Below are 23,313 nucleotides of genomic sequence, written 5' to 3' on the forward strand. Positions count from 1 at the left end.
GTTTTGACAATCAACTACTTGGAATGCGGCAAACACGAAATACCGGTGACTGCGAGGATAATCAAACTACCTCCGAAGCCTTGTGAAACTAAAAGTCGCTCCCCCAGTATAAAATAAGCACTGATCGCACCGAACACAGGAGTCAGCGTTAGGTAAAGCGACAGTCTGCTTGCAGGGAGATAGCGTACCGCAGCAAGGTAAAGGAGAAACGCTAATCCATAGCCAAATGCGCCTGAAGCGATCGCAATTAGTAAATTTCCCCACATTGCAGGTGTAAATTCAAAAGACTCAAAACCTAACCAAAATGCGCCAACGAGCATCATAATAAACAGAATGAGTGCGATAGATTGTTGAATGGCGGCTAAGACTACAGGATGTAAGCGTTGAACTGAACGCGCCGCCGTAATCGCATAAAGTGAAGCAAACAAAACACTAAGACAAACAAGCAAATCTCCCCAGATTGAGCTTGAGGTGATTGCAGTTCCATCAGGAGTGACAACAAACCTCACGCCAACACAAGCTAACAATCCTAATCCAACGAAAGAAAGATTGAAGTGTTCGCGCAGAATCCACCATGACAGTGCCATTGTCATCGCCGGTTCTGTTGTACTGATGAACGTTGCATTACTCGCTGTTGTCAGCGCTAGTCCAAACATCCCGAAAATATGAGATAGCCCAGGTTCAAGTAGCCCTGCTAAGCTCAATTTGAGCGTCGCCCAACGCAAAGGAACTTGAATACCTTGGAAGATAACGATTGTCCAGAAGAAAAGCACACTTGAAGCGGTTTGAATGCATAACAAAGTAAATGGTGGTATTTGTTCTAAAGCACCTTTCGTTAGCACGATGGTTAAACCATAAATTGCCGCAGCTAATATGATTAAGTACGTTCCTTCAGGAAGATTAAATGAGCGTTTGCTACTCCACAACGATTCAGTCATAAAATGTTTCAAGATTTATATTCAGCAAGATCCGTCTATGGAGACCTAAACAACAAAACTCAAGAAGACTTGAAGGCAATATGCTTTCATGACTGTAAGCACCGCTTATACAAAGAACTGTTGTAATATTACCCACGTTCGCACGCAGTAAGCACAAACAGAAGCATTAAATTCGATGCTTCCAAGCCCAAAATACCTAATATGAGTCACCTAGCTGTGACACTTATTTGCAATAGCCACAGGCTCTACTGTATACAGAAGTACCCTAGATAAGCCAGTAATATGAATTAAAGTAATTTTTTTTGAACTTAAGACCATACGTTTAAATTCTACTCAACAGCGATCGCGCTTCGCTTATCGAGTTAGAATTTTGATTTTTGATAACTTTTCTAATAGCACATTACACCTTTATTCTCGCGCAAGTGTTGTCTTCAGGCTGCTTCCATCTCAGCAATACACTGGTGTAACAAATATTGCATTTTATCAACATCGGCATAATGTCTGCGTCCGTGACCTGGTAATACCCACTCAAAAGCGTATTTCGTCAACTTCCGCATTGATTTAATTTGTTCTGACCAAGAATACCAGCAGACATCGCGCCAAGCAACGAGCGAATGACGATTATCTGACCAAGCTAGGTGATCTCCAGTAAAGAGGAACTGTTTGTGGAGCAAAACTGTATGACCTCTCGTATGTCCAGGTACAGGAATGATGAGTAAGTCTGAGGCGAGTTGAAATGGTTCTGAACCTGTTAGTTGAATTTCTACACTGCGAGTATTCGAGGTGACATCATCATGATGCACAATGCGATCGCATTCTAAATGCTCGTAGTATTTCTGATGATCGGCGACGTCATCTTTATGCGTCAGGTACAAATAGCGAACTCTCCCTAATTTCTCGATTTGCTTCACCAAGGGTGATGTAAATCGAGGTGAATCGACCATCACATTACCTTCGGGACGGACAATCAAGTAACTTGCTGCGCCATAGGAGTTTTCTGCATGATAGCCGCAGTGGTATACATTCGCCGCAACTCGAATCGGAAAACTTTGTTGCGCTTCTTTAATATCGCGAGGCTTCTCTACTGTTCCAATCGAACTTGTGGGACACGCTAAGAGTGCTTGTAGCGATCGCATTCGCTCGATATCATTATCTGGCTGATGGTAAACTGCTGACTGTCCTCCAATACGACGAAATACCTCTGGAGTCATCCAACGACAAGTATCGCAATCGATACACGTGTTATCAACGTAGAAGTCTCCACTCACGTTTTGCGGGCGACGCTGATTTAGGTGAACCATAATCTAACCTCTAGAACGCAGCGACACAGCATAGAAGTCACTGGTTATCCCTAGGCTAGCGCAATTGACATTGGTTTGCCTTTTTGCTAAGGAACAAGGTCAGGAAACACTTCTTGTACCGCAGGATGAACGAGGCGATGATTTTGAACGTTTACACCCGCCGCTAAAGCCGGATTTGTTGTCACAGCTTGCATTCCTAAATTCGCCAATTGCACGACATAAGGTAAGGTGCTATTATTTAAAGCTTGCGTTGCCGTCCATGGTACAGCCCCAGGCATATTCGGGACACCGTAATGAACGACTCCTGCTTCCACATACGTAGGCTTAGTGTGACTTGTCGCGCGTAACGTCTCGATACAACCACCTTGGTCAACCGCTACATCAACAATCACCGATCCTGGACGCATCCGCCCGACTAACTCGCGATTCACCAGAATCGGCGCGCGTCGCCCTGGAACTAAGACCGCACCAATGAGTAAATCTGCGTCGGGAACAACAGCGTCAATTTGTGCAGAATTACTATAAAGCAACTCGACTCTAGAGCCAAAGATTGTTTCTAGATAAGATAACCGCTCTACGTTTACATCTAAAATTTGGACAGTCGCACCCATTCCGACAGCAATTCGCGCCGCTTCAGTACCAACAACGCCACCACCTACAACGACAACATGCGCAGGTCGAACACCTGGAACGCCCCCTAACAAAACCCCGCGCCCTCCTTGTTGACGTTCTAGAAACCGCGCGCCAAATTGTACTGATAAGCGCCCAGCAATAATACTCATCGGTGTGAGTAGTGGTAGCTTGTTTGTGCTACTCGTTACTTCTACAGTTTCATACGCGATCGCTGTCACGCCACAATCAATTAAATGCTCGGTTAAAGCGCGATCAGCGGCTAGATGCAAATAGGTAAATAATAATTGCCCTTTTTGGAGAAACCGATATTCTGGCTGAAGCGGTTCTTTGACTTTCACAACGAGTTCCCGATTCCAAGCCTCTTGTGTAGAAACAATTTCTGCTCCCACTTGACGATAGTCTTCATCGGTAAAACCCGCACCGACACCAGCTTGGGATTCTACAAAAATCTTATGACCATTCTCTTTGAGGACTCGCACACTACTCGGACTTAAGCCCACGCGAAATTCTTGATCCTTTGTTTCTTTGGGAACACCGATTTCCATTGGTTATCATCTTCTCATCTGTTTTTAGCTTAAGCGCGATCGCTCTGTCAGTGGCGACATATTAAGCTTCCGAACCGTGCCTTGAGCCTACTTTTGTCAATTTTATCTGTACAATACAGTAAAGAAATGTAAAGAAAACGTAATTTTGGGTACAATCTAATTTGACTTCTGAATCAACTCTCCTAGCCAATCTATCTGAACGAGGTTTCACAAATGACAACTCAACCACAACCAACAACAACGCCCAATTTAGAGGAACCCAAGTTTGGATTTAACGAATACGCCGAACGTTTAAACGGTAGAGCAGCAATGATTGGCTTTTTACTCCTCATTGTTATTGAATACTTGACAGGCAAAGGAGTATTAGCTTGGCTTGGGCTAAAATAGAGTAAAAGACGCTTACGTCTAAGTTATCAGTACTAGTAGAAACAAAACCTACTTGACAGTGAACCTTAGAGAAATTAATTTTGCCATCTTCAGGAATGATGCAAATTAGATAAAGATACCTCCATCTTAGAAACGTAGGTCTTAAGATGATAGCTAAGCTCAAGTGTATTAATTTGTGATGAACGCAGCCATACCGAAATTGATAAAGTCTGCATACCGTAAAGAGCCGCTACCCAGTATATTGGTGACAATGGGAGCGGTAGATGCTGTCATTGGTGGATTAGGCGATCGCTGGTCTTTGTTTGCGTTTGGATTGGTAACTGTAGGAATAGCGATTGGCTTACGCTGGTGGTTGTTACAGCAGCAGCGCCCTTATCCAACAGAATCAGTGAATACACCGCGTTACTTACCACCTAGTAGTAGTAGCTCGCACCAAGCATTACCCGTGTTAAAAGTGTCAAAGAAACGCCCTCGCCACTAAAAAAATCAGAAGCAAACCTACAACTAGTTGCGAAAACTCCTCAACCGAGCAGTTTTGTGTGGGTCGCAATCAACTCAAGCTTCTGCTGATTCAACGAGTTTTTTCAACTTCATATAAGCTTCTTCTGGAGTAAGTGGCTCGGATTCATTTTCATTGGGAATGTAATATTGTCTATTGTCGGGGAAGTGCCGCACTACAAAACTAGAAATGATTCCTAGTTCCATTGCTCTTTCTCCCAGTCTGTCAGCTGCTTCTGCCAAGCTGTATTCATCGTGAATTTTATACTCGCTCATATTTTTGACTGAAGTTATAAAAAAAGACTTAACTAAAATCATCTTACTAATTTAACTATATTATATATAAAAAAGAATCACTTTAAACACCCGACAGCCAATTAGAGAAAATTATATAATATCATCTATTTTCTCCACTTTAAATGGTAGGTGTTAGCGATCACAAAAGGTGAAAATTACTCTTTTTGCAGTCAAGAAATAATCTATATTTTATAAATTTGAGATTGATTTTGATCTAAAATAAAATAAGTTGATTCAGTAAGACTCGGATAACAAACATATATTTGTTTGTTAAAAGTTTTAGATTTAGTTATTTAATAGAAAAAGCAGTAACTTGTGAGATACACAATATTAATGATTAACAATCTTTTCTTGGCTTGGCTAAGCCTTGAGTAAAAGCAACTTAAATATTGGTTTAAATCATCTTCCTAAAGAAGGGTTTTGATGTTAGTTGCATGGACTCCTAAAAATACAAAAATTGTTTTGAGTATTTTTACACTTGCAGTTAACAAGTAGCCTTAGCTTAGAGAAAAATAGTTATTCTAAATTTTGTAACGCTCTCGCTACTTCAAGCGATAAATCTCTAATTGGGAGAATGTCAAACCACAAATAAAGTATTTATCCTGCAAGCTAGATGACCATCACGGTTGGAGGCAGCGCGTGAATGTAGATAAATTTGTTAAACAAATCTATACACAAATAGAAAGCTTGTATCGATTGAACAATGGAACAGAAATTCCAAAAGAAATGTTACCGATCATGCTAACGAATCTGGGCATTATTTCTGAAGAGCTACAGGTAACGGTAGATGAACTACAACGACAAAATGAAGAGTTAATAGCGACACGTACAGCACTGGAATTACAGATCCGACGTTATCAAGAACTCTTTGATTTTGCTTGTGAGGGTTACATCATTACAGATAAATCGGGAAGGATCGAGGAAGCCAATCGGGCGGCGGCTAAACTGTTGAACGTATCGCAGCGCTTTTTAGTCGGCAAATCATTTCTGATGTTTGTTGTTGAAAACGATAGACAAGCACTTTATAGCAAGTTGATGCAACCGCAGCAGGTAGAAGAATCAATCGAGTGGACAGTGAATCTTTGCCCGCGTAATAGCGAACCATTAAAAGTCGCACTCACAATCGTGATCGCAATTGACAACGAAGGTAAGAAAAGCCGAATGCAAATATGTATTCGCCAAAGTCCAACTGCTGAAGCTCAGCCTTTGATAGAGCCAATCGAAGAAAAAGTGAGTGATTTAACAGGCGATCGCCGTAAGTTTGTTTATTTGAAGGGTGAACTCATACCACTTAACCCGCAAATGATTTGGCAAGTCCACCAAGGAATTGTGAAACTAAGCACTTTGAGCGAAACTGGGGAAGAGGTAGTCGTTGGCTTAGCAGGACCTGGAATGCCATTTGGAGTCGAGTTAACTTCGCTGCATACGTATCAAGCTACCGCGCTTTCCCAAGTTCAGTTACTCTGTTATTCTTTTAGCGAACTCGCCGCATCGCCGTTGCTAGCTGCAAATGTTTTACCGCGAATCAACCAAAGATTACAGCAGACCGAAGCTTTGTTGGCTATTTTTGGGCAAAGACGCGTTAAAGATCGTTTTGAGCAATTATTACAGCTACTAAAACACGAGGTTGGGCAACAAACTGCTCAAGGAACTCGTTTAAGCGTCCGGTTCACGCATCAAGAATTAGCCGAAGCTTGTTCAACAACCAGAGTCACAATCACGCGATTGTTAGGAAAACTGCAAGAACAGGGGAAGATTGCCATTGATGGCAACAATCACATTATTTTGAAAGAAAAAAGTTTGTTTGATAAACTGCCGGAAGAAGATGTTTATACCGTGTAGTCGGGTTCAAAGATCAGGGTTAAAAGCAAGCTATAGTAATAGAATTAATTTTCTACCATATCCTGAGTATCGCTGCGATTGCTATATACAAAGAAAAAACCCCTTTCTGGGGTTTTGCTAGCGGTTACTGACTAGTAAAAACGATTACCAATATGACTTAGAGGATGTACAGCAGTCCAAATAGGACAATCCACACCACATCAACAAAGTGCCAGTAGATTTCTGCTGCTTCTACACCAAAGTGTTTCTCACTTGAATAGTGGCCCGCAACACGCGATCGCCACAAAACTGCCAAAATTGCAACGAGTCCAATAAATACGTGCAATCCGTGGAAGCCAGTGAGAACATAAAACGCACTAGCGAATAAATTTGTCGTGAGACCGAACTCCAAATTACTGTATTCGTAAAGCTGTCCGGCTAGGAAAATTGCGCCCATTGCCGCAGTAATTGCTAACCACGTACGCATTCCAGACACGTCATTTTTCTTAATTGCTGTGTCCGCATTGTGAATCACAAAACTACTGGAAATCAGAATTATGGTATTGACTCCAGGCAGCAGCAGTTCTAAGTCTGGTGTTCCTTCGGGTGGCCATGATGGTAGCACCGAGCGAAAAGCTAAGTAAGCACCAAACATACCGAAGAAAATCATTCCTTCAGCAACTAGAAACATAATGAGTCCAGTAATGCGATGGTCTGGATGTTCTTCGTGGTGCGCTGCGGCTTCAGTGTGGTGATAGTTAAGCGCTGTTTTTGCTGGGTCAAGTGTTTGACTTTGCATGATTTCATTAAATAACAAATGTACGGGTAATGAATTGTGAGCGACTCATAATCATCCCTCACAATTCATCGAGTTACTTGCGGTCTTCTGGGTTAGCAGCAACCTTAGGATCGGGATCAGCACGTAACGCTGAATTAGGACCAGCTGCTAAAGCAGGTTCTTTTTCATCTGAGAAGGGTACATTTTCCACTTCTTTATTGTCACCGTTGCTCATACCGTAATCATAAGGTCCGGTTGCTAGAACAGGTAGTTTGTCAAAATTCTCGATGGCTGGTGGTGAAGTTGTCATCCACTCTAAGGTGAGTGCTTGCCAAGGGTTGTTAGCTGCTTTCGGACCGTACATCCAACTCCAAATCGCGTTAATAATAAATGGAAAAGTAGAAACGGCGAGCAGATAAGAACCCATTGTGCAGATGAAATTGAGCGTTTCAAATTTAGGATCATATACCGCAATTCGGCGGTTCATACCCATCATGCCCAACTTGTGCATCGGCAAGAAAGTCATATTTAAGCCCACAATTGTGAGGGCAAAGTGCACCTTACCCCAAAACTCATTGAGCATGCGCCCAGTCATTTTGGGGAACCAGTGGTAGAAACCTGCATAGATACCTAGGACGCTACCGCCAAATAGAACGTAGTGCAGGTGAGCTACGACAAAATACGTATCATGAACGTGAATATCAAAGGGTACAGCAGCTAACATAACGCCGCTAATTCCACCGATTACAAACGTTCCGACAAAGCCCATGGCAAAGAGCATCGCGCTGTTGAGGCGTAGTTTACCACCCCAAACTGTGGCTACCCAGCTAAAAACTTTGATCCCTGTGGGTACAGCGATGATCATCGTTGTGATCATAAAGAACATCCGCAACCACCCAGGAATACCACTAGTAAACATATGGTGTGCCCAGACGATCAAGCCCAAGAAGCTAATTGCCAAACTTGAGTAGGCGATCGCCTGATAACCGAAAACAGGTTTACGCGCGTGGACAGGCAAAATTTCCGAGATTAGCCCGAAAAAGGGCAAGATCATAATATAAACTGCTGGGTGCGAATAAAACCAGAACATATGCTGGTAAACAATTGGATCGCCACCGCCAGTTGGATTAAAAAACGTTGTACCTGCGAGTAAATCAAATGCCAACAGAATTAACGCACCGGCGAGTACAGGAGTCGAAAGCAATGTAATTGCCGAAGTCGCAATCATTGACCAACAAAACAACGGCATTTGATTGACCGTCATTCCTGGGATGCGCATTTTCCAGATGGTCACTAGAAAGTTGATTGCGCCCAGAATTGATGAGGTTCCTAGCAACAGGACGCTCATAATCCAGATCGCTTCGCCTACCTGTCCCGTTACCAAACTTAACGGTGGATAAGACGTCCAACCCGCATCGGGGGCATCACCAATCAATAAGCTGCTGATGAGTAACAAACCAGCAGGTGGAATCATCCAGAAGGCAACGGCGTTCAAGCGTGGAAATGCCATATCCTTCGCCCCGATCATCAGAGGGATGAGATAATTCGCAAATCCAGCGCCTGCGGGTACGATCCACAGGAAAATCATAATCGTCGCGTGGAGCGTAAACAAGCTGTTGTAAACTTCTGGACTGACAAAATCTGTTTCTGGTGTTTTGAGTTCGGTTCGTACTAAGTCAGCTAAAACACCACCGATACAGTAAAAGATAAACGTTGTGACGAGGTATTGAATGCCGATGACTTTGTGATCGGTATTAAAGCTGAAGTAATCGCGCCATTTTCTTCCCCCTGGTTCCTCACTTAGGGCAGAAATGTTAGCGCCTTCTTGTAGCTGTGCTTGTGTCATGACGAAAGAGGAAGTAGAAAGTAGGGAGTAGGGGTATGATATTTAACCCCTAACACCTTTAATGGTGAGTGTGATGGACTTGGTGGAGCATTTCTGGTTGAATGCCCAAATCACTAACGTAAGGAGCTAAAAATTCTGCGGGAGATAAATCTGCTGAATTAACTGCAACTAGCTGCTGCAAATCGAGACTGGCGACTTGCTGTTCTTTTTGCCACTGCTCAAATGCTTCTGGTGTCTCAATGACAAATTGTGTATTCATTGCACCGTGATATGGACCGCAAAGTTCAGCACAGATTAGCTTATACTCACCGACAGTTTTTGGGGTAAAGCGAATTTCTGACTGTCTCCCAGGAATCGCATCTTGCTTTAGGCGTAATTCTGGAACCCAAAAAGCGTGGATTACATCGTTTGCTGTCATGCTGATTTGAACTTCGCGCCCTACAGGAACATGTAATTCGCCTGTAGTAATTCCTGTATCGGGATAGGTAAAGATCCACGCGTACTGCAATCCTGTAACGTTAACCGTCAGTGCTGGAGGTGTTCCTTCTTTATCAGGGCTTGCACCAATTGTAGGAGAAACAACCCCAACGCCAGGCGCATTTTGTCTTTGAGGAATTTGGTCAGCGTTGCGAACTGCTGCGGTTGCTGGGTCTTGCATTGCCGCATCAGATTTTTCCTGGTTGAGGTTAGAATCTGTGTTTGGCGATGTATCGCTCAGCGTTGCAGCGATCGCGGCTCCTGGCATTCTCACAGCTTGTTCTTCAATTGGGGCATCATGAACGCTATGCGGACTAAACCCCCCAATCGAGTTATAGACATCAAAGCTGTAAATTGCAATTCCGATAACAATAATAGCCGGTACTGCCGTCCATAAGATTTCTAGTGGAATATTGCCGAAAATGGGTGATCCATCAGAATCGTCACCAGGACGACGACGATAGCGAATCGCAGAGTAGATTAAGGCACCTTCCACAATTAGAAACAAACCTGTGGAGATGGTCAACATCGCATTGAATAGCCCATCTACTAACTCAGCTTCGTCTGATGCTGGGGTTGGCAGTAGACCATGATTCTGACCGTACCAAAGGCTGACTATGGTGACGACGATACCAACGAGTAATGTCCAGATCGAGGATGGAATGTTCACGGTTTAGCTATTTAGTGACTTTACTTCTTACTTCTATTGTTAGCTCTGCTTATCTACCACGGTAGTGTAGGGACAAACTACCGTCGAGCCAAGAAAGGTTTTTTACTAATTTCTTTGGGATCGCTCAATAAGGTTTGCCTAGCGTCTTTCTCTAGTATCACCTCTGGCAGATGTTAAGCAAAGTAAATTGTGTTGTTCACTGACCTTTGAAGAGGTCAGGGTAATAGGGAAGAACCCGACCTTAAAAAAAGTACAACAAGCACGAATGTATTCATGAGGATTCTCTGACCTCCGCTCCCCGATCCCTGACCCTTGTTGAGTCATTGATACAAGCAAACTTGAACAAGTCGCCAATTGTAATTTTCGGACTACACAGGATAATCATCAATCACAGTCAAAGCTCAATGTAGCTCATTTTCTGTTAGTAATGCGCTAGCGTGGAGATGAGCAGATAGTCACAAAAACATTAACTTTAATAGCTTTCAATCAGGCAGAAGGTATCGTTCATGACCGAATCCGTCCTGCATCAACAAACTGTAACGGGTGGTGAGCAGTCGCAGCCAAAAGAACGAATCCGGCGGCTCGTATGGAAAATTGCGATCGCGACCTTAATTTTGATGGCAATTGGTAGTGCCACCCGCGTAATGAATGCTGGGCTTGCTTGTCCCGATTGGCCTTTGTGCTACGGCGAGCTTGTCCCGACAAAACAAATGAATTTCCAAGTCTTTCTGGAGTGGTTTCATCGTTTGGACGCAGCCATGGTAGGTTTGGGTGCGATCGCCCTCGCGAGTTTGTCGTGGTGGAACCGCCATGCATTACCGCAGTGGCTTCCTTGGGCAGCAACATTTGCGCTTGGTTTAGTTGTCTTGCAAGGCGTTCTTGGCGGACTGACTGTCACCGAACTATTGCGATTTGATATTGTCACAGCGCACTTAGGTACGGCACTGTTGTTTTTTGTCACGCTACTGGTGATCGGCAGCGCACTCGTTCGCTATCAAGGTACTGGTACAGCAGGAAACTTGCCTTGGATAGGTTTGATTGCTGCAATTACCGTTTATCTACAAAGCTTGATGGGCGCATTAGTCGCATCGCGCTGGGCGCTGCATCAGTGTTTTGCGGGTAATGCCTTGTGTAGCGTCATGTATAGTCATATCGGTGGTGTTATTCCGTCCACACTAGCAATTATTGCGGTTGTCTTTTTCGCGTGGCGAACTCCGGCATTGCACCCAGCTTTACGGCAACTTGCTAATATGGCAGGTGGCTTGCTCTTTTTACAAATCTTACTCGGGATAGCGACCTTCCGCTTGCACCTGCAAGTCGAGCCACTCACAGTAGCGCACCAAGTTGTCGGTGCTGTTTTGCTGGGATCGCTCGTTGTTTTTACCGTACTGGGCTTACGCGATCGCGCAACAAGCAGTATTGCCATACCCACGACTGAACCATCAAATTTATAAAATTGCAGCCAACAGAAGCGCAAACAGCAATTTTGTTAACAAAGGCAATTTCTGCCTGTGCAAAATTTGCTTGCTCGTTGGCTGTGTGTTGTTTCAACAGTAAGGAACTGGTGCAAATATGATTGAGACGAGTGTCTCGCGCCATCATCAAAACTTTTTTCAAGTTATTCAAAGCTACTACCAGCTAACGAAGCCAAGAATTATTCCACTTTTACTCATTACAACGGCTGCGAGTATGTGGATTGCATCCCAGGGAAAAGTAGACCCTGTACTGCTCGTGGCAACCTTAAGCGGTGGAACTTTCGCAGCTGGCGCAGCACAAACAATTAACTGCATCTACGATCGCGACATTGATTATGATATGGAGCGCACTCGCCACCGTCCCCTACCATCAGGACGAGTTCAACCACGCGATGCCCTGATTTTTGCGATCGCCCTAGCAGTGATTTCTTTTACTTTACTTGCCGTATTTGCCAACTTACTCAGCGCGTTGTTAGCCATGTCGGGCATTGTCTTCTATGTCGGCATCTACACCCACTTGCTCAAACGCCATACGACACAAAATATCGTGATTGGTGGTGCAGCAGGAGCAATTCCCGCGCTCGTCGGTTGGGCAGCAGCTACTGGTTCGCTCGGCTTACCTGCTTGGGTAATCTTTGCGATCGTGTTTTTGTGGACTCCACCACACTTTTGGGCGCTAGCACTCATGATCCGCGATGACTATGCCAAAGTTGGAGTGCCTATGTTACCTGTAATTGCGGGCGATACAGCAACAACTCGGCAAATTTGGTTATATACGCTGATATTGATTCCTACTACGCTACTCCTTGTTTATCCGTTGCACGTATCAGGGATTGTCTACGCCGGTATCGCGTTGGTGTTGGGGAGTATCTTTATTAAAAAAGCTTGGGCATTACTCCACGATTCGAGCAACCAACAACAAGCGCGATCGCTGTTTCTCTACTCGATTCTTTATATGATGCTACTGTGTGCGGGTATGGTGATCGATAGTTTGCCAATTACGCATCAAGTGACGACCACTGTAATGGCTTTTAGCGGACAATAGCTAAATGGTGGGCAAAAGCCCACCTTGAATCTTTGAATTTACAACAATCGCGATCTCAACCGCAATCAGGGCTTAAAATAGAAATGAGAATTGTATAGAATTGTATCTTTTTACCAGCAGAGATATAACTTATGGCTCCTGCGGTTTTAATCGAAAATTTAAAGAAACGCTACGGCTCAACCGAAGCTGTTAAAGATATCTCCTTTCAAGTTGAACCAGGAGAAATCTTTGGAATCTTAGGTCCCAATGGCGCAGGAAAAACAACAACGCTACGCGTTTTATGTACGCTTGCGAAACCGGATGCAGGGCACATTGCTGTATCAGGAATCTCAGTTGTAGACTCTCCTAGAGAAGCTAGAAAAAAATTAGGTTATGTCGCTCAGGAAGTCGCACTAGACAAAATGCTTACCGGACGCGAATTGTTGCAACTACAAGCAGCACTGTATCATTTGCCCAAGACAGCCGCAAAAGAAAGAATTGAAACTGTCATTAATTTACTAGGCTTAGAAGAATGGGCAGATAAGCGCACAGGAACGTATTCAGGAGGCATTCGCAAGCGTTTAGACCTGGCTGCGGGTTTACTTCATGCACCAGATGTCCTTATTCTAGATGAGCCTACAGCAGGACTTGATATCGAAAGTCGGTTTGTCGTTTGGAATTTCTTACGCCGAATTCGCGAAGCAGGAACGACAGTATTAATTACAAGTCATTATTTGGAAGAAATTGACGCTTTAGCAGACCGCGTCGCGATTATTGATCGCGGTAAGGTGATTGCGGTAGGAACGCCTTCAGAATTAAAAGATCGCGTCGGTGGCGATCGTATTACGCTCCGCATTCGCGAGTTTTCTCCAGAAGAAGAAGCGAGTAAAGCAAAAAACTTACTCGAAAACTTGCCGTTTGTGCAAGAAGTGATTATCAATAGCGCCCAAGGTAATTCGCTGAATTTAGTCGTCACGCCACAAAATAATGCCTTAAGCGCCGTTCAGCAATCGCTTAACTCTGCAGGTTTACCCATTTTTGGGATTGCCCAGTCGCGCCCTAGCTTAGATGATGTGTATCTAGCTGCAACGGGAAGAACATTAATGGATGCTGAACTTGCCGCCGTAGGAAGCCGCGATCCTAAGGCAGAACGCAAGCAGAATATGCGATGAATAAATAGCGATCGCGTACTTTTTCTCTGACCTCCGACCGCTGATCCCCGACTCCTTCTTCATAATCCTAAATCTAAAATTATTATGAGTCGTACTGTTACACCTCCTAAATCCGAAATTGACTGGCAGCAAGTAGCATCACCGCAATTAGATACTGGTGCTACTTCGATCTTGAATGAATTAGTTCAGGAGACATTAGCGCTAACACGTAGGCTATTTATTCAGTTACAACGACGTCCCTCAACGTTAGTTGCTGGTATTATTCAGCCTGTTATGTGGCTTATTTTATTTGGCGCACTGTTTCAAAACGCACCGCCAGGATTGTTTGGCAATAGTCAAAGTTATGCGCAGTTTCTCGGTGCTGGCGTGATTGTTTTTACTGCCTTCGGGGGTGCGCTGAATGCCGGATTACCTGTAATGTTTGACCGCGAGTTTGGCTTTCTCAATCGCCTACTCGTCGCACCGCTAGCGTCTCGGTTCTCGATTGTTTTAGCTTCAGCAATCTTTATTATTACTCAAAGTTTACTGCAAGCTGCTGTTATTGTTGCCGCAGCAGCGTTTCTAGGGGCTGGGCTACCCGATGTCACAGGATTGGGTGTGATTACCTTAGTTGTCTTTTTACTTGCTTTAGGCGTCACTGCATTAAGCTTAGGCTTAGCGTTTGCATTACCTGGTCATATTGAATTAATTGCTGTTATTTTCGTAACAAACTTGCCTTTACTTTTTGCAAGTACGGCGTTAGCTCCCCTGTCTTTTATGCCTAAGTGGTTGCAAGTTGTGGCGTCACTAAATCCTCTAAGTTATGCGATCGAGCCGATTCGCTATCTCTATACTCACAGCGATTGGAACTTGAGTAGTATAGTCATGCAAGCACCTTGGGGAACAATTACTTTTGGTGGAGCGTTGCTAGTATTACTTGGCTTTAGCCTTGTTGCCTTACTTAGCATTCAACCACTATTACGTAAGTCACTTACGTAAGATATAAGCATCAAAACTATGTTTACCCGATCAACATTATGGAACTACCCCGCATCTTGCTTACTCAAATCCTTTTAGGTACACTCGCTGGAGTTGGTCTAGCATCTTTGCTTCTACCCAAACCAAGCTTGGCTCAAGCCACAAATAGTGCAGATCCTCAAGAGATTTTTAGAAGAGAACGCAATAACGATCCCTTCTCCAGCCAAAACACGAATGACTCTTTTGGGATGTTTGACTTAATTCACCGCGCTCAAATGGGAACGATGCGCGATCCTTACGAATACGCGAATGAACAAAATCAGAATATCAATTCAGCAGCAGAGGCGTTTCGCGCGCGACAAAGACAATTAATGCAACAATCTCGTCAGCAGCAAGCTACTCCCCCTAACTCTGCTCCATCACCCACAATTCGTTTGGATAATTAAGTTTATAAGCTTGGCAAAGTAAATTTTCCAAAACTTTATAGTGTTCCTGCAGAATAGCCACAAAGCATATTATTCTTTGTGGCTTAATTTTTTACAGTCCTAGTGCTGCTAACACGTCACTAGCGTGAGTTGACGTATTTACTGCACTATCTATATGAATGATCTTGCCATTCGGATCGATGACGTAAGTTACGCGCTTAGCATAGCCGCCACCATCTACATCGTAAGCTTTGATAATTGAGCCATCCGTATCAGCTAGCAGCGGAAAATTCAAATTGTACTTCTGCGTAAACTGTTGGTGTGAAGCTTCGTCGTCTTTACTTACACCCAAAACAACAATATCTTTGCTTTGATATTCGGTTCGAGCATCGCGAAAGCTACAAGCTTGCTTAGTGCAACCAGGGGTGTCGTCTTTTGGATAGAAGTACAAAACTACTGTTTTCCCAGCAAAGTCAGATAGTGAGACAGTATTGCCATTTGTATCTTTGGCAGTAAAGCTAGGAGCATCAGTACCAACGGCTAGAGTCATATTAATATCTCGCTAAGATTTAATTGTTGAGCTAATTACTAAGGTTATTCTACCGTTTTCGTCTATTTAAAGCTTTCCGGCAATTGATTATAGATTTCCGCATCCTCGTTTCAAGGTGTGAGAGGGTAAGCTATGCCTTATCTGTCTACATGAGGCGGGCTTAGTGCGTTTATCTATGAATTGATCAATAGTCAATTGGCTACATGTTGTTAGCTAAAATACATTTTTAAAAAAGCTCTACCAATTGTTAAGGTGTGATAAACAACACTAGTAAAAACTCACAACACTGTAAATTAACCGTGAAAATGCGGAGGTGAATCTAGACGAAGGAATTTCTGATAGTTAAGTTGGTAACTAATTAACGGGTGAAATTACGCAACTTAAGTATAGTTTGGTTTTGGTTTTAACAAACACCTACTATAGGCAGAGTTTCACCTAGTAAATCTAGGTTCAGGTTTTCCTAAGAATGCCTTCCTCTAATAAACAACTCTCCGTTTCTGTAATCGTTCCAGTCCACAATGGGGGTGAGAGTTTCCGCCGTTGCTTGTCTAGCATCATGGCTGCTGTTCCTCCTCCGCATGAAGTTATTGTTGTAGCTGATGGAGATACCGATGGCTCTTGGTCTATAGCACAAGAATATTCCGTAAAAGTACTGAAACTTCCTGTATGTAGTGGACCCGCAAAAGCACGTAATTTAGGTGCGCAGGCTGCTACGGGTGATATACTTTTCTTCGTAGATGCCGATGTCACAATTTATCCTGATACGATTCGCCAAGTTGCGATCGCATTTAGTTGCGAACCAGAATTAGCAGCATTGATTGGTTCTTATGATGATGCGCCTGGTGCTAAAAATTTTCTGTCGCAGTACAAAAATCTCTTGCATCACTACGTTCATCAAACAGCGTGTGAGGATGCGTCTACTTTCTGGGGGGCTTGTGGTGCGATTCGTCGTGAAGTTTTTTTCGCAGTAGGTGGTTTTGATAATCGTTACCGACGTCCCACTATTGAAGACATCGAATTAGGCTATCGATTAAAGCAAGCTGGTTACACAATTAAACTTTGCAAATCGCTGCAAGTTAAACACTTAAAACGCTGGGGAGTTATATCCTTACTGCGCGCAGACTTTTTCTATCGTGCGCTGCCTTGGACTGAGTTAATTTTACGCGATCGCCAACCACTCAATGATTTAAACTTACAACTTTCTAGCCGTCTGAGTGTTGTTTTAACCTTTGCATTGCTGGGTGCAGTCATTGGTAGTGCGTGGTGGACAAATTTGCTGGGCGTTGTTGTGTTATTAAGCGGATTGCTACTTTTCCTCAATGCTCCAGTTTACCAATTTTTTGTACGCCAGCGCGGTTGGTGGTTTGCGCTGCGGGTGATTCCTTGGCACTGGCTTTACTACTTCTACTGCGGTTTAGCCTACGCGATTGGGACAGGTCGTCATTATTGGCGTCAAAACAAGCGATTCGCTTTTAGCCAAACTTCATAGTTGGTATTTGCAACCTAGCTTTTGTGTTAGTGGCGCTCGCTATGAATGCGCTTATTAAAAAGTTTATCTGACTGAAATAATTTTTCCTACGGAGTTATATTTATGCATCATCCTGTAGTCATTATCGGTGCAGGTCCAGCTGGTCTTACGGCTGCATATGAACTTGTTAAAAATGGTATCAAGCCGATCATATTTGAAAAAGGCGACAAAGTTGGTGGAATCTCGCGCACAGAAACTTATAAAGGCTACCACTTTGATATTGGCGGACACCGCTTTTTTACCAAAGTAGAAGAAGTACAACAATTGTGGCTCGAAGTTCTTGGTAATGAGTTTATCAAAGTTCCTAGACTGTCACGAATCTACTACCGAGGTAAGTATTATAACTATCCGTTAAGCTTGTTCAACACATTATCTAACTTAGGTGTTTTTGAAAGCTTTCTCATTTTGCTTAGCTATCTTCAAGCAAAATTGCAACCTAATCCCGTTGAAGAAAATCTAGAACAGTGGGTAATTAACCGCTTTGGCAAACGACTTTATAAAACATTTTTTAAAACTTACACTGAAAAAGTTTGGGGAATTCCTTGTAATGAAATTCAAGCTGAATGGGCAGCACAGCGAATTAAAGGATTATCACTTAAGAAAGCAATTACAAATGCTTTATTTGGAACTAATAATACTAAAACTTTAATTAAAGAATTTGACTACCCTGTTCTTGGTCCAGGAATGATGTGGCAGAAATTTCAAGCAGCAGTAGAGAGTAAAGGTGGTCAAGTTGATCTTAACAGTGGTGTTGTCCGTTTAGAGCATAACAGTAAGCGTATTGAGCGCGTAATTGTGAAACAAGATGGCAAACTTGTGAGTATTGCTGGAGATCATTTTATTTCTAGTATGCCGATCACAACTTTGATTCAATGCCTCGATCCGTTACCACCTGATACGGTATTGCAAGCTGCGCGAAAACTTAATTATCGAGATTTCTTGATTGTCGCACTTGTTGTCAATCGCGAACATTTATTTCCAGATAACTGGATTTATATTCATAGTCCAGAAGTTAAAGTAGGACGCATTCAAAACTTCAAAAACTGGAGTGCAGCAATGGTTCCTGATCCCTCTAAAACTTGTTTAGGAATGGAATACTTCTGTACAAAAGGTGATGGAGTTTGGACAATGTCTGACACTGAATTACTTGATTTAGCAACAATTGAACTTGCTAAGTTAGGTTTAGCAAATGCGGCTGATGTAGAAGATGGAGTCATTATTCGTCAACCTAAAGCATACCCTGTTTATGACCACGAATATCGCCGTCATCTCAAAGTGATTCAAGACTATTTAGCAACATTTGAGAACCTGCAAACAACAGGTCGTAACGGAATGCATCGCTATAACAATCAAGATCATTCGATGCTTACAGGATGGTTAGCTGCTAAAAATATTTTGGGTGAGAATCACGATTTATGGGAAGTAAACACCGAACGTTCGTATTACGAAGAATTTACCACAAAGCCAGCGCAGCAAGAGAAAGTATTGGCAAAGGTGTAAATCAAAATCGTGAGATTTGCCTCCTAAATTCCCACAATTGGAGGAGTTCACCTTTAGAATCTCTAGAATTGGAAGCTATCTTTCACTGTGGGATTCTCTAACCTTAATAAGCATTTTAGCTTCATTGTATTAGCTTATGACTTTACCTTGCTTTTCCATTATTATTGAGACGGAAAATTTATCGAGTGCGGAATTAGAAGGACTGTCACGCTGTTTGGATACGCTAGCGAATCAAGACGTATCTCCGACAACGGCTAACGAAGTTCTGATCGTTGAAAGTGGTGATGTTCCTGTAGATGTGATTGAGCGGTTGCGTCGAGATTATCCTTGGTTGACTTTTCGCCGCGCCGAACCAGGAATTGATTATTATGCAGCAAAAATGCAAGGCGTGGGTTTCACGACTGGAGACGTTATTGTCTTTTGCGATTCGGACTGCACTTATCGATCTGATTGGTTGCGCAATTTATTGACTCCGTTTGCTGAGAATCAAGATATTCAAGTTGTAGCTGGAGAAACAACAACACCCATTTTAAATCCATACGAATTGGCGATCGCCTTAACGTATATTTTTCCTCGTTTCTCGCACTTGTCATTTTTGCAACCGTCTTCGAATTACTTTTGTAACAATGTTGCTTTTCGGCGTGATTTTCTGCTGAAATATCCGATTCCTACGCAGCTACCAATCTATCGCGGGAACTGCGTTGTCCACGCGCGATCGCTCAAAACACAAGGTTATACAATTTGGAAGCAGCCACAATCACAAGCAACTCATGCTGTACCTAACGGCTTGTCACACTTTTTCTGGCGTTTCTTGCTCCTAGGCTACGATGCGATCGCTGTGTGTCGGTTGTCATACGATGCTCATCAATCACAGCTAATACAAGATTTACGGGCTTGTTTGCGCTTGAGTTGGAATAAAGCAACTGAGTTTGCAAGTCGCGTTTACACTGTTTTTGCCGAAGACTGGCGGCGAATAGTTTATCTACCGTTAGCTCTACCAATTGCTTTAGCAGCCTTAGTGCTTTATTTTACAGGTTTGATTTTGGGTTGGGTTAAACCTAATGCTTTCCTGAATGCTGGCGACAAAGTGGAAGTGAGTTGGGAACAGTCTTAAGTCTGGATTTTTGTGTTGCTCATGAATTACTCTGCTGCAAAAAGTCAACATATTCTAGGTGGAACAATCCGCATTTTTTTAGCAGAAGCGTTGTTGTTACCAACAGGAATCGTAACTGCGGGCTTTCTGACGCGGCAATTTGGTCCTGAAGGATATGGTTTATTTACACTTGCTGCAACGCTGATTGCTTGGGTAGAGTGGAGTGTAACGTCGGTTTTTACTCGCACGACGATTAAGTTTGTGGGCGAAGCTGATGATTGGCATCCTGTCGCAACGACAGTACTGCGGTTACATCTCGCTGTGGGTTGCGCGGCGATGTTACTCGTTTGGTTGTGTGCTTATCCAATTGCTAATTTACTCGACGAGCGGGCGATCGCGATGTATTTAATTTTGTTTGCGATCGACATTCCATTGTTTTGCTTGGCGTATGCACACCGCAGTATCCTGGTTGGTATTGGTGGTTTTAATCAACGCGCGAACGCTACTGCTGGGCGTTGGATTGCACGATTGCTGCTTATTTTACTCTTAGTTGAGCTAGGGCTTTCGATTCCTGGGGCAATTCTGAGTACAATCGGAGCCTCAATTGTCGAACTTGCAATTAGTCGTTGCTACATTCGTCCTTCGCTCTTGACTCACTCTAGCTTTCCCCCACGGCAATTAGCTAACTATGCTGTACCGCTGTTTATGTTTGCGCTGTCAATGCGTCTTTATGACAAGCTTGATTTATTTGCACTCAAAGTTCTCGGCGGTACCGCAGCCGAAGCAGGGTTTTATGGTGCTGCCCAAAACTTATCATTAATTCCAGGGATTTTTTCCCTCTCGTTCTCACCACTTTTGCTTTCTAGTCTTAGTCGTACTCTGCACAACGGTGACATAGAATCGGCAAAAAAGATGAGTCAAAATGCGTTGCGTGCGATCGTTGCGATATTAACCGTCGCTGGAATGATTGCTGGTGCTGCACCAGAAATCGTGCAATTAATTTTTGGCAATGCATTCTTATCAACTGCACCATTATTAGCCATTTTAATTTTTGGCGCGATCGCGTTAGCAATGATTTCAACAACAACAGCCATTCTAACCGCTGCAAGTAAACCTAATTGGACTTTTGTGCTAACTGCACCATTAGTTCCTTTAGCCGTTGTTGGGTATACATTAGTTATCCCTCTTTGGGGTGCAATTGGTGCAGCTTGGGTATTTACATTATGCGCCACATTCGGTGCAGCCGTGACAGTAGGGGCAGTTTACTATCTTTTACACGTGCTTCCTCCTGCGAGCACGGTATTGAGAAGTTGTTTAATTTGTGCGAGTGTTTACGCTATTGCAGCAATTGTACCGACACAGGGTTTACTACTATTACTCAAGCTATTCGGCATTACACTCTTAATTCCTTTATTGTTCTGGTTACTCGGTGAATTTAGCCAAGCCGAAATTTATCAAATTATTTTGCTACTTAAGTCCAAATTAAAGCATCAAAAATCGCATTAATCTTAATTACTAATGTCCCACGAATCAAAATTATTTGTTTCTGTCATTATTCCAGTATTTAATGATGCTAAGCGCTTAAAGCTTTGTCTAAGCGCGTTGGAAAAACAAACTTATCCACAAACACTCTATGAAGTTATTGTAGTTGACAATGCTTCTGACCTAGAACAAAATATTGCTAGCGTAGTTGCTCAGTTTAAACAGACAAAGACTGTTTACGAACATTCTCCAGGTTCTTATGCGGCGCGTAATAAAGGCATGTCGCTCGCTCAAGGTGAAGTTGTTGCCTTTACAGATGCTGATTGTATTCCTACACTAAATTGGATTGAAAACGGCGTAAGAAATCTTGTAGGAACGCCAAATTGTGGCTTAGTCGCAGGTAAGATAGAAATCTTTTTCAAAAACCCACGACGGCTAACAGCGGTAGAACTCTACGAAAGTATTATGGCACTACCGCAGCGAGAATTTCTCGAAAAACATCACTATGGTGCAACAGCAAATGTTTTTACTTGGAAAAGTGTGATTGAGCAAGTAGGAGTTTTTGACGCTAGCTTAAAATCGAGTGGTGATGTTGAATGGGGACAGCGTGTAGCTAAATATGGTTATAAACAAGTTTATGCAGAAGATACCTGTGTTGCTCATCCAGCTAGATCTTCTTGGCGTGAACTTTACAAAAGAAGCATTCGACACGCTGGCGGTTTTTATGATTTACAAGTGAAAACTTCTAAAACATTTTGGGAAAGAAATCATAAGTTTTTTGTTAGCTTATTTCAAGATCTCACACCACCTTTAAATTTTACATTAAATGTATTTTTGGATTCCAGATTAGAAAATTTCACACAGAAAGCCAAAGTTTCTTCTGTCATGTTTTTTATTCGATACGTGAGTGCTTGGGAGAAAATAAGATTGAAATTTGGTGGAGATTCAGCAAGAGAGTAGTTTTTGTAAAAACTTAGTGGCTAGCTTATGACATCATCAACGAATCAAGAACTTTTATTCTCTATTATTATTCCTACTTATGCTCGCCCTGATCGCCTAAAAAATTGTCTACACGCGATCGCGCAACTTGATTATCCACGCGATCGCTTTGAGGTGATTGTCGTAGATGACGGTAGTCCAATGTCGTTAGAACTTGTGGTGAAACCTTTTAGCAATCAGTTTACGCTGACACTATTGAAGGAAGTTAATTCGGGACCAGCAACCGCACGTAATCATGGTGCTGCAAAAGCTAACGGGAAGTTTCTTGTTTTTACTGACGATGACTGCATGCCAGTTTCTAGTTGGTTAACTGCCCTAGAGAAGTGCTTTGAAACAGCGCCAGAGTGTTTAATTGGTGGAAAGATATTGAATGCTTTAACCGATAACCTGTGTTCAACAGCAAGTCAGTTGTTAATTGATTATTTGTACGCCTATTACAACTCTACTGCACAGCAAGCACAGTTTTTTGCTTCTAATAATTTTGCTGTACCCGCGAAACTGTTTCGTAGTTTAGGTGGTTTTGATACTACTTTTCCGTTAGCCGCAGGCGAAGATCGGGAATTTTGTGATCGCTGGTTATACTCTGGTTACTCAATGCTTTATGCTCCAGAAGTTCAAGTTTACCACGCGCATAAATTATCACTACGTTCATTTTGGCGTCAGCACTTCAATTATGGACGTGGCGCTTTTTATTTCCACCAAGCGCGATCGCGGCGTAATGTAGAGCAAATTGAAATTGAGCCGCTATCATTTTATTTTAATTTATTGCGATATCCGTTATCAGTGCGATCGCAGCATCCCGTAGTGTTATCTATTTTCTTTGTTATATCTCAAATAGCGAACATTACTGGATTTTTTTGGGAACGCTCTCATCAAAAATATAAAGATTTAACAACTTCACAAACTGTAGCATAACT

At 42.9% G+C, this 23,313-nt stretch carries 22 protein-coding genes; 14 read left to right on the plus strand and 8 right to left on the minus strand.

Annotation, left to right across the window (positions count from 1 at the left end; genetic code table 11):
• Positions 1 to 14 precede the first annotated feature (14 nt).
• The 3 genes from NIES1031_RS14280 to ald form a co-directional block, all read right to left on the minus strand.
• Complete coding sequence (locus NIES1031_RS14280) at positions 15 to 938, minus strand: DMT family transporter (protein ID WP_073550196.1); 924 nt, start codon at positions 936 to 938, stop codon at positions 15 to 17.
• Positions 939 to 1,369: 431 nt separating this feature from the next.
• Positions 1,370 to 2,239 (minus strand): MBL fold metallo-hydrolase, encoded by an 870-nt coding sequence (locus tag NIES1031_RS14285; protein ID WP_073550198.1) that lies wholly within the window; start codon positions 2,237 to 2,239, stop codon positions 1,370 to 1,372.
• 86 nt (positions 2,240 to 2,325) lie between these two features.
• Positions 2,326 to 3,417, minus strand: coding sequence for an alanine dehydrogenase (gene ald / locus NIES1031_RS14290; RefSeq protein WP_073550200.1), 1,092 nt, complete (start codon positions 3,415 to 3,417; stop codon positions 2,326 to 2,328).
• Between the two features lie 213 nt (positions 3,418 to 3,630).
• Here ald and NIES1031_RS23845 point away from each other — a divergent pair, with 213 nt between their 5' ends.
• A complete protein-coding gene (locus NIES1031_RS23845) occupies positions 3,631 to 3,804 on the plus strand; it encodes a chlorophyll a/b-binding protein (protein ID WP_015190765.1) in 174 nt (57 codons plus the stop codon).
• Between the two features lie 178 nt (positions 3,805 to 3,982).
• The gene (locus NIES1031_RS14295) at positions 3,983 to 4,285 is read left to right on the plus strand and encodes a hypothetical protein (RefSeq protein WP_073550202.1); all 303 of its coding nucleotides are present in this window, start codon (positions 3,983 to 3,985) and stop codon (positions 4,283 to 4,285) included.
• Between the two features lie 74 nt (positions 4,286 to 4,359).
• Here NIES1031_RS14295 and NIES1031_RS14300 read toward each other — a convergent pair whose 3' ends face one another.
• Positions 4,360 to 4,578: a hypothetical protein gene (locus NIES1031_RS14300; protein ID WP_073550308.1), complete on the minus strand. Its 219-nt coding sequence runs from the start codon at positions 4,576 to 4,578 to the stop codon at positions 4,360 to 4,362.
• Between the two features lie 660 nt (positions 4,579 to 5,238).
• Here NIES1031_RS14300 and NIES1031_RS14305 point away from each other — a divergent pair.
• A complete protein-coding gene (locus NIES1031_RS14305) occupies positions 5,239 to 6,441 on the plus strand; it encodes a helix-turn-helix domain-containing protein (protein ID WP_073550203.1) in 1,203 nt (400 codons plus the stop codon).
• A gap of 157 nt (positions 6,442 to 6,598) precedes the next feature.
• Here NIES1031_RS14305 and NIES1031_RS14310 read toward each other — a convergent pair whose 3' ends face one another.
• The 3 genes from NIES1031_RS14310 to NIES1031_RS14320 form a co-directional block, all read right to left on the minus strand.
• Positions 6,599 to 7,219 carry a cytochrome c oxidase subunit 3 gene (locus NIES1031_RS14310; RefSeq protein WP_073550204.1) on the minus strand — a complete coding sequence of 207 codons (621 nt, stop codon included), beginning with the start codon at positions 7,217 to 7,219 and terminating at the stop codon, positions 6,599 to 6,601.
• Between the two features lie 73 nt (positions 7,220 to 7,292).
• Positions 7,293 to 9,044 (minus strand): cytochrome c oxidase subunit I, encoded by a 1,752-nt coding sequence (gene ctaD / locus NIES1031_RS14315; protein WP_073550205.1) that lies wholly within the window; start codon positions 9,042 to 9,044, stop codon positions 7,293 to 7,295.
• Positions 9,045 to 9,102: 58 nt separating this feature from the next.
• The gene (locus tag NIES1031_RS14320) at positions 9,103 to 10,191 is read right to left on the minus strand and encodes a cytochrome c oxidase subunit II (protein WP_073550207.1); all 1,089 of its coding nucleotides are present in this window, start codon (positions 10,189 to 10,191) and stop codon (positions 9,103 to 9,105) included.
• Between the two features lie 506 nt (positions 10,192 to 10,697).
• Between NIES1031_RS14320 and NIES1031_RS14325 the strand changes: the two genes are divergently transcribed.
• From NIES1031_RS14325 to NIES1031_RS14345, 5 genes are all read left to right on the plus strand, one after another.
• A complete protein-coding gene (locus NIES1031_RS14325) occupies positions 10,698 to 11,645 on the plus strand; it encodes a COX15/CtaA family protein (protein ID WP_073550209.1) in 948 nt (315 codons plus the stop codon).
• 118 nt (positions 11,646 to 11,763) lie between these two features.
• Entirely contained in the window at positions 11,764 to 12,711 is a 948-nt protein-coding gene (locus NIES1031_RS14330; RefSeq protein ID WP_073550211.1) for a heme o synthase, read from the plus strand.
• 131 nt (positions 12,712 to 12,842) lie between these two features.
• Positions 12,843 to 13,862 carry an ABC transporter ATP-binding protein gene (locus NIES1031_RS14335; protein WP_073550212.1) on the plus strand — a complete coding sequence of 340 codons (1,020 nt, stop codon included), beginning with the start codon at positions 12,843 to 12,845 and terminating at the stop codon, positions 13,860 to 13,862.
• A gap of 84 nt (positions 13,863 to 13,946) precedes the next feature.
• On the plus strand, positions 13,947 to 14,840 hold the full coding sequence (locus NIES1031_RS14340; protein ID WP_073550213.1) for an ABC transporter permease: 894 nt from the start codon (positions 13,947 to 13,949) through the stop codon (positions 14,838 to 14,840).
• Positions 14,841 to 14,878: 38 nt separating this feature from the next.
• A complete protein-coding gene (locus tag NIES1031_RS14345; RefSeq protein WP_073550215.1) occupies positions 14,879 to 15,265 on the plus strand; it encodes a hypothetical protein in 387 nt (128 codons plus the stop codon).
• A 91-nt stretch (positions 15,266 to 15,356) separates the two neighbouring features.
• Here the strand turns inward: NIES1031_RS14345 and NIES1031_RS14350 are convergent, their stop codons facing one another.
• Positions 15,357 to 15,794, minus strand: coding sequence for a peroxiredoxin (locus tag NIES1031_RS14350; RefSeq protein WP_073550216.1), 438 nt, complete (start codon positions 15,792 to 15,794; stop codon positions 15,357 to 15,359).
• 466 nt (positions 15,795 to 16,260) lie between these two features.
• On the opposite strand from NIES1031_RS14350, the gene NIES1031_RS14355 reads away from it, so the two are divergent.
• The 6 genes from NIES1031_RS14355 (at position 16,261) to NIES1031_RS14380 (ending at position 23,311) form a co-directional block, all read left to right on the plus strand.
• A complete protein-coding gene (locus tag NIES1031_RS14355; RefSeq protein ID WP_073550217.1) occupies positions 16,261 to 17,283 on the plus strand; it encodes a glycosyltransferase family 2 protein in 1,023 nt (340 codons plus the stop codon).
• 102 nt (positions 17,284 to 17,385) lie between these two features.
• Positions 17,386 to 18,822 (plus strand): NAD(P)/FAD-dependent oxidoreductase, encoded by a 1,437-nt coding sequence (locus NIES1031_RS14360; RefSeq protein ID WP_073550218.1) that lies wholly within the window; start codon positions 17,386 to 17,388, stop codon positions 18,820 to 18,822.
• Positions 18,823 to 18,958: 136 nt separating this feature from the next.
• The gene (locus NIES1031_RS14365; RefSeq protein WP_073550220.1) at positions 18,959 to 19,936 is read left to right on the plus strand and encodes a glycosyltransferase family 2 protein; all 978 of its coding nucleotides are present in this window, start codon (positions 18,959 to 18,961) and stop codon (positions 19,934 to 19,936) included.
• 21 nt (positions 19,937 to 19,957) lie between these two features.
• A complete protein-coding gene (locus tag NIES1031_RS14370) occupies positions 19,958 to 21,421 on the plus strand; it encodes a lipopolysaccharide biosynthesis protein (protein ID WP_073550221.1) in 1,464 nt (487 codons plus the stop codon).
• 12 nt (positions 21,422 to 21,433) lie between these two features.
• On the plus strand, positions 21,434 to 22,357 hold the full coding sequence (locus NIES1031_RS14375) for a glycosyltransferase family 2 protein (protein WP_073550222.1): 924 nt from the start codon (positions 21,434 to 21,436) through the stop codon (positions 22,355 to 22,357).
• 27 nt (positions 22,358 to 22,384) lie between these two features.
• Positions 22,385 to 23,311, plus strand: a complete 927-nt coding sequence (locus NIES1031_RS14380; protein ID WP_073550224.1) for a glycosyltransferase family 2 protein — start codon at positions 22,385 to 22,387, stop codon at positions 23,309 to 23,311.
• The last annotated feature ends 2 nt before the right edge of the window (positions 23,312 to 23,313 follow it).

Source organism: Chroogloeocystis siderophila 5.2 s.c.1 (assembly GCF_001904655.1).
Classification (GTDB): domain Bacteria; phylum Cyanobacteriota; class Cyanobacteriia; order Cyanobacteriales; family Chroococcidiopsidaceae; genus Chroogloeocystis; species Chroogloeocystis siderophila.

Excerpts from the sequence above, each read along its gene's own strand:
- NIES1031_RS14280 (WP_073550196.1), bottom strand. The coding sequence starts at position 938 with ATGACTGAATCGTTGTGGAGTAGCAAACGCTCATTTAATCTTCCTGAA.
- NIES1031_RS14285 (WP_073550198.1), bottom strand. The coding sequence starts at position 2,239 with ATGGTTCACCTAAATCAGCGTCGCCCGCAAAACGTGAGTGGAGACTTC.
- ald (WP_073550200.1), bottom strand. The coding sequence starts at position 3,417 with ATGGAAATCGGTGTTCCCAAAGAAACAAAGGATCAAGAATTTCGCGTG.
- NIES1031_RS23845 (WP_015190765.1), top strand. The coding sequence starts at position 3,631 with ATGACAACTCAACCACAACCAACAACAACGCCCAATTTAGAGGAACCC.
- NIES1031_RS14295 (WP_073550202.1), top strand. The coding sequence starts at position 3,983 with ATGAACGCAGCCATACCGAAATTGATAAAGTCTGCATACCGTAAAGAG.
- NIES1031_RS14300 (WP_073550308.1), bottom strand. The coding sequence starts at position 4,578 with ATGAGCGAGTATAAAATTCACGATGAATACAGCTTGGCAGAAGCAGCT.
- NIES1031_RS14310 (WP_073550204.1), bottom strand. The coding sequence starts at position 7,219 with ATGCAAAGTCAAACACTTGACCCAGCAAAAACAGCGCTTAACTATCAC.
- ctaD (WP_073550205.1), bottom strand. The coding sequence starts at position 9,044 with ATGACACAAGCACAGCTACAAGAAGGCGCTAACATTTCTGCCCTAAGT.
- NIES1031_RS14325 (WP_073550209.1), top strand. The coding sequence starts at position 10,698 with ATGACCGAATCCGTCCTGCATCAACAAACTGTAACGGGTGGTGAGCAG.
- NIES1031_RS14330 (WP_073550211.1), top strand. The coding sequence starts at position 11,764 with ATGATTGAGACGAGTGTCTCGCGCCATCATCAAAACTTTTTTCAAGTT.
- NIES1031_RS14335 (WP_073550212.1), top strand. The coding sequence starts at position 12,843 with ATGGCTCCTGCGGTTTTAATCGAAAATTTAAAGAAACGCTACGGCTCA.
- NIES1031_RS14340 (WP_073550213.1), top strand. The coding sequence starts at position 13,947 with ATGAGTCGTACTGTTACACCTCCTAAATCCGAAATTGACTGGCAGCAA.
- NIES1031_RS14345 (WP_073550215.1), top strand. The coding sequence starts at position 14,879 with ATGGAACTACCCCGCATCTTGCTTACTCAAATCCTTTTAGGTACACTC.
- NIES1031_RS14350 (WP_073550216.1), bottom strand. The coding sequence starts at position 15,794 with ATGACTCTAGCCGTTGGTACTGATGCTCCTAGCTTTACTGCCAAAGAT.
- NIES1031_RS14355 (WP_073550217.1), top strand. The coding sequence starts at position 16,261 with ATGCCTTCCTCTAATAAACAACTCTCCGTTTCTGTAATCGTTCCAGTC.
- NIES1031_RS14360 (WP_073550218.1), top strand. The coding sequence starts at position 17,386 with ATGCATCATCCTGTAGTCATTATCGGTGCAGGTCCAGCTGGTCTTACG.
- NIES1031_RS14365 (WP_073550220.1), top strand. The coding sequence starts at position 18,959 with ATGACTTTACCTTGCTTTTCCATTATTATTGAGACGGAAAATTTATCG.
- NIES1031_RS14370 (WP_073550221.1), top strand. The coding sequence starts at position 19,958 with ATGAATTACTCTGCTGCAAAAAGTCAACATATTCTAGGTGGAACAATC.
- NIES1031_RS14375 (WP_073550222.1), top strand. The coding sequence starts at position 21,434 with ATGTCCCACGAATCAAAATTATTTGTTTCTGTCATTATTCCAGTATTT.
- NIES1031_RS14380 (WP_073550224.1), top strand. The coding sequence starts at position 22,385 with ATGACATCATCAACGAATCAAGAACTTTTATTCTCTATTATTATTCCT.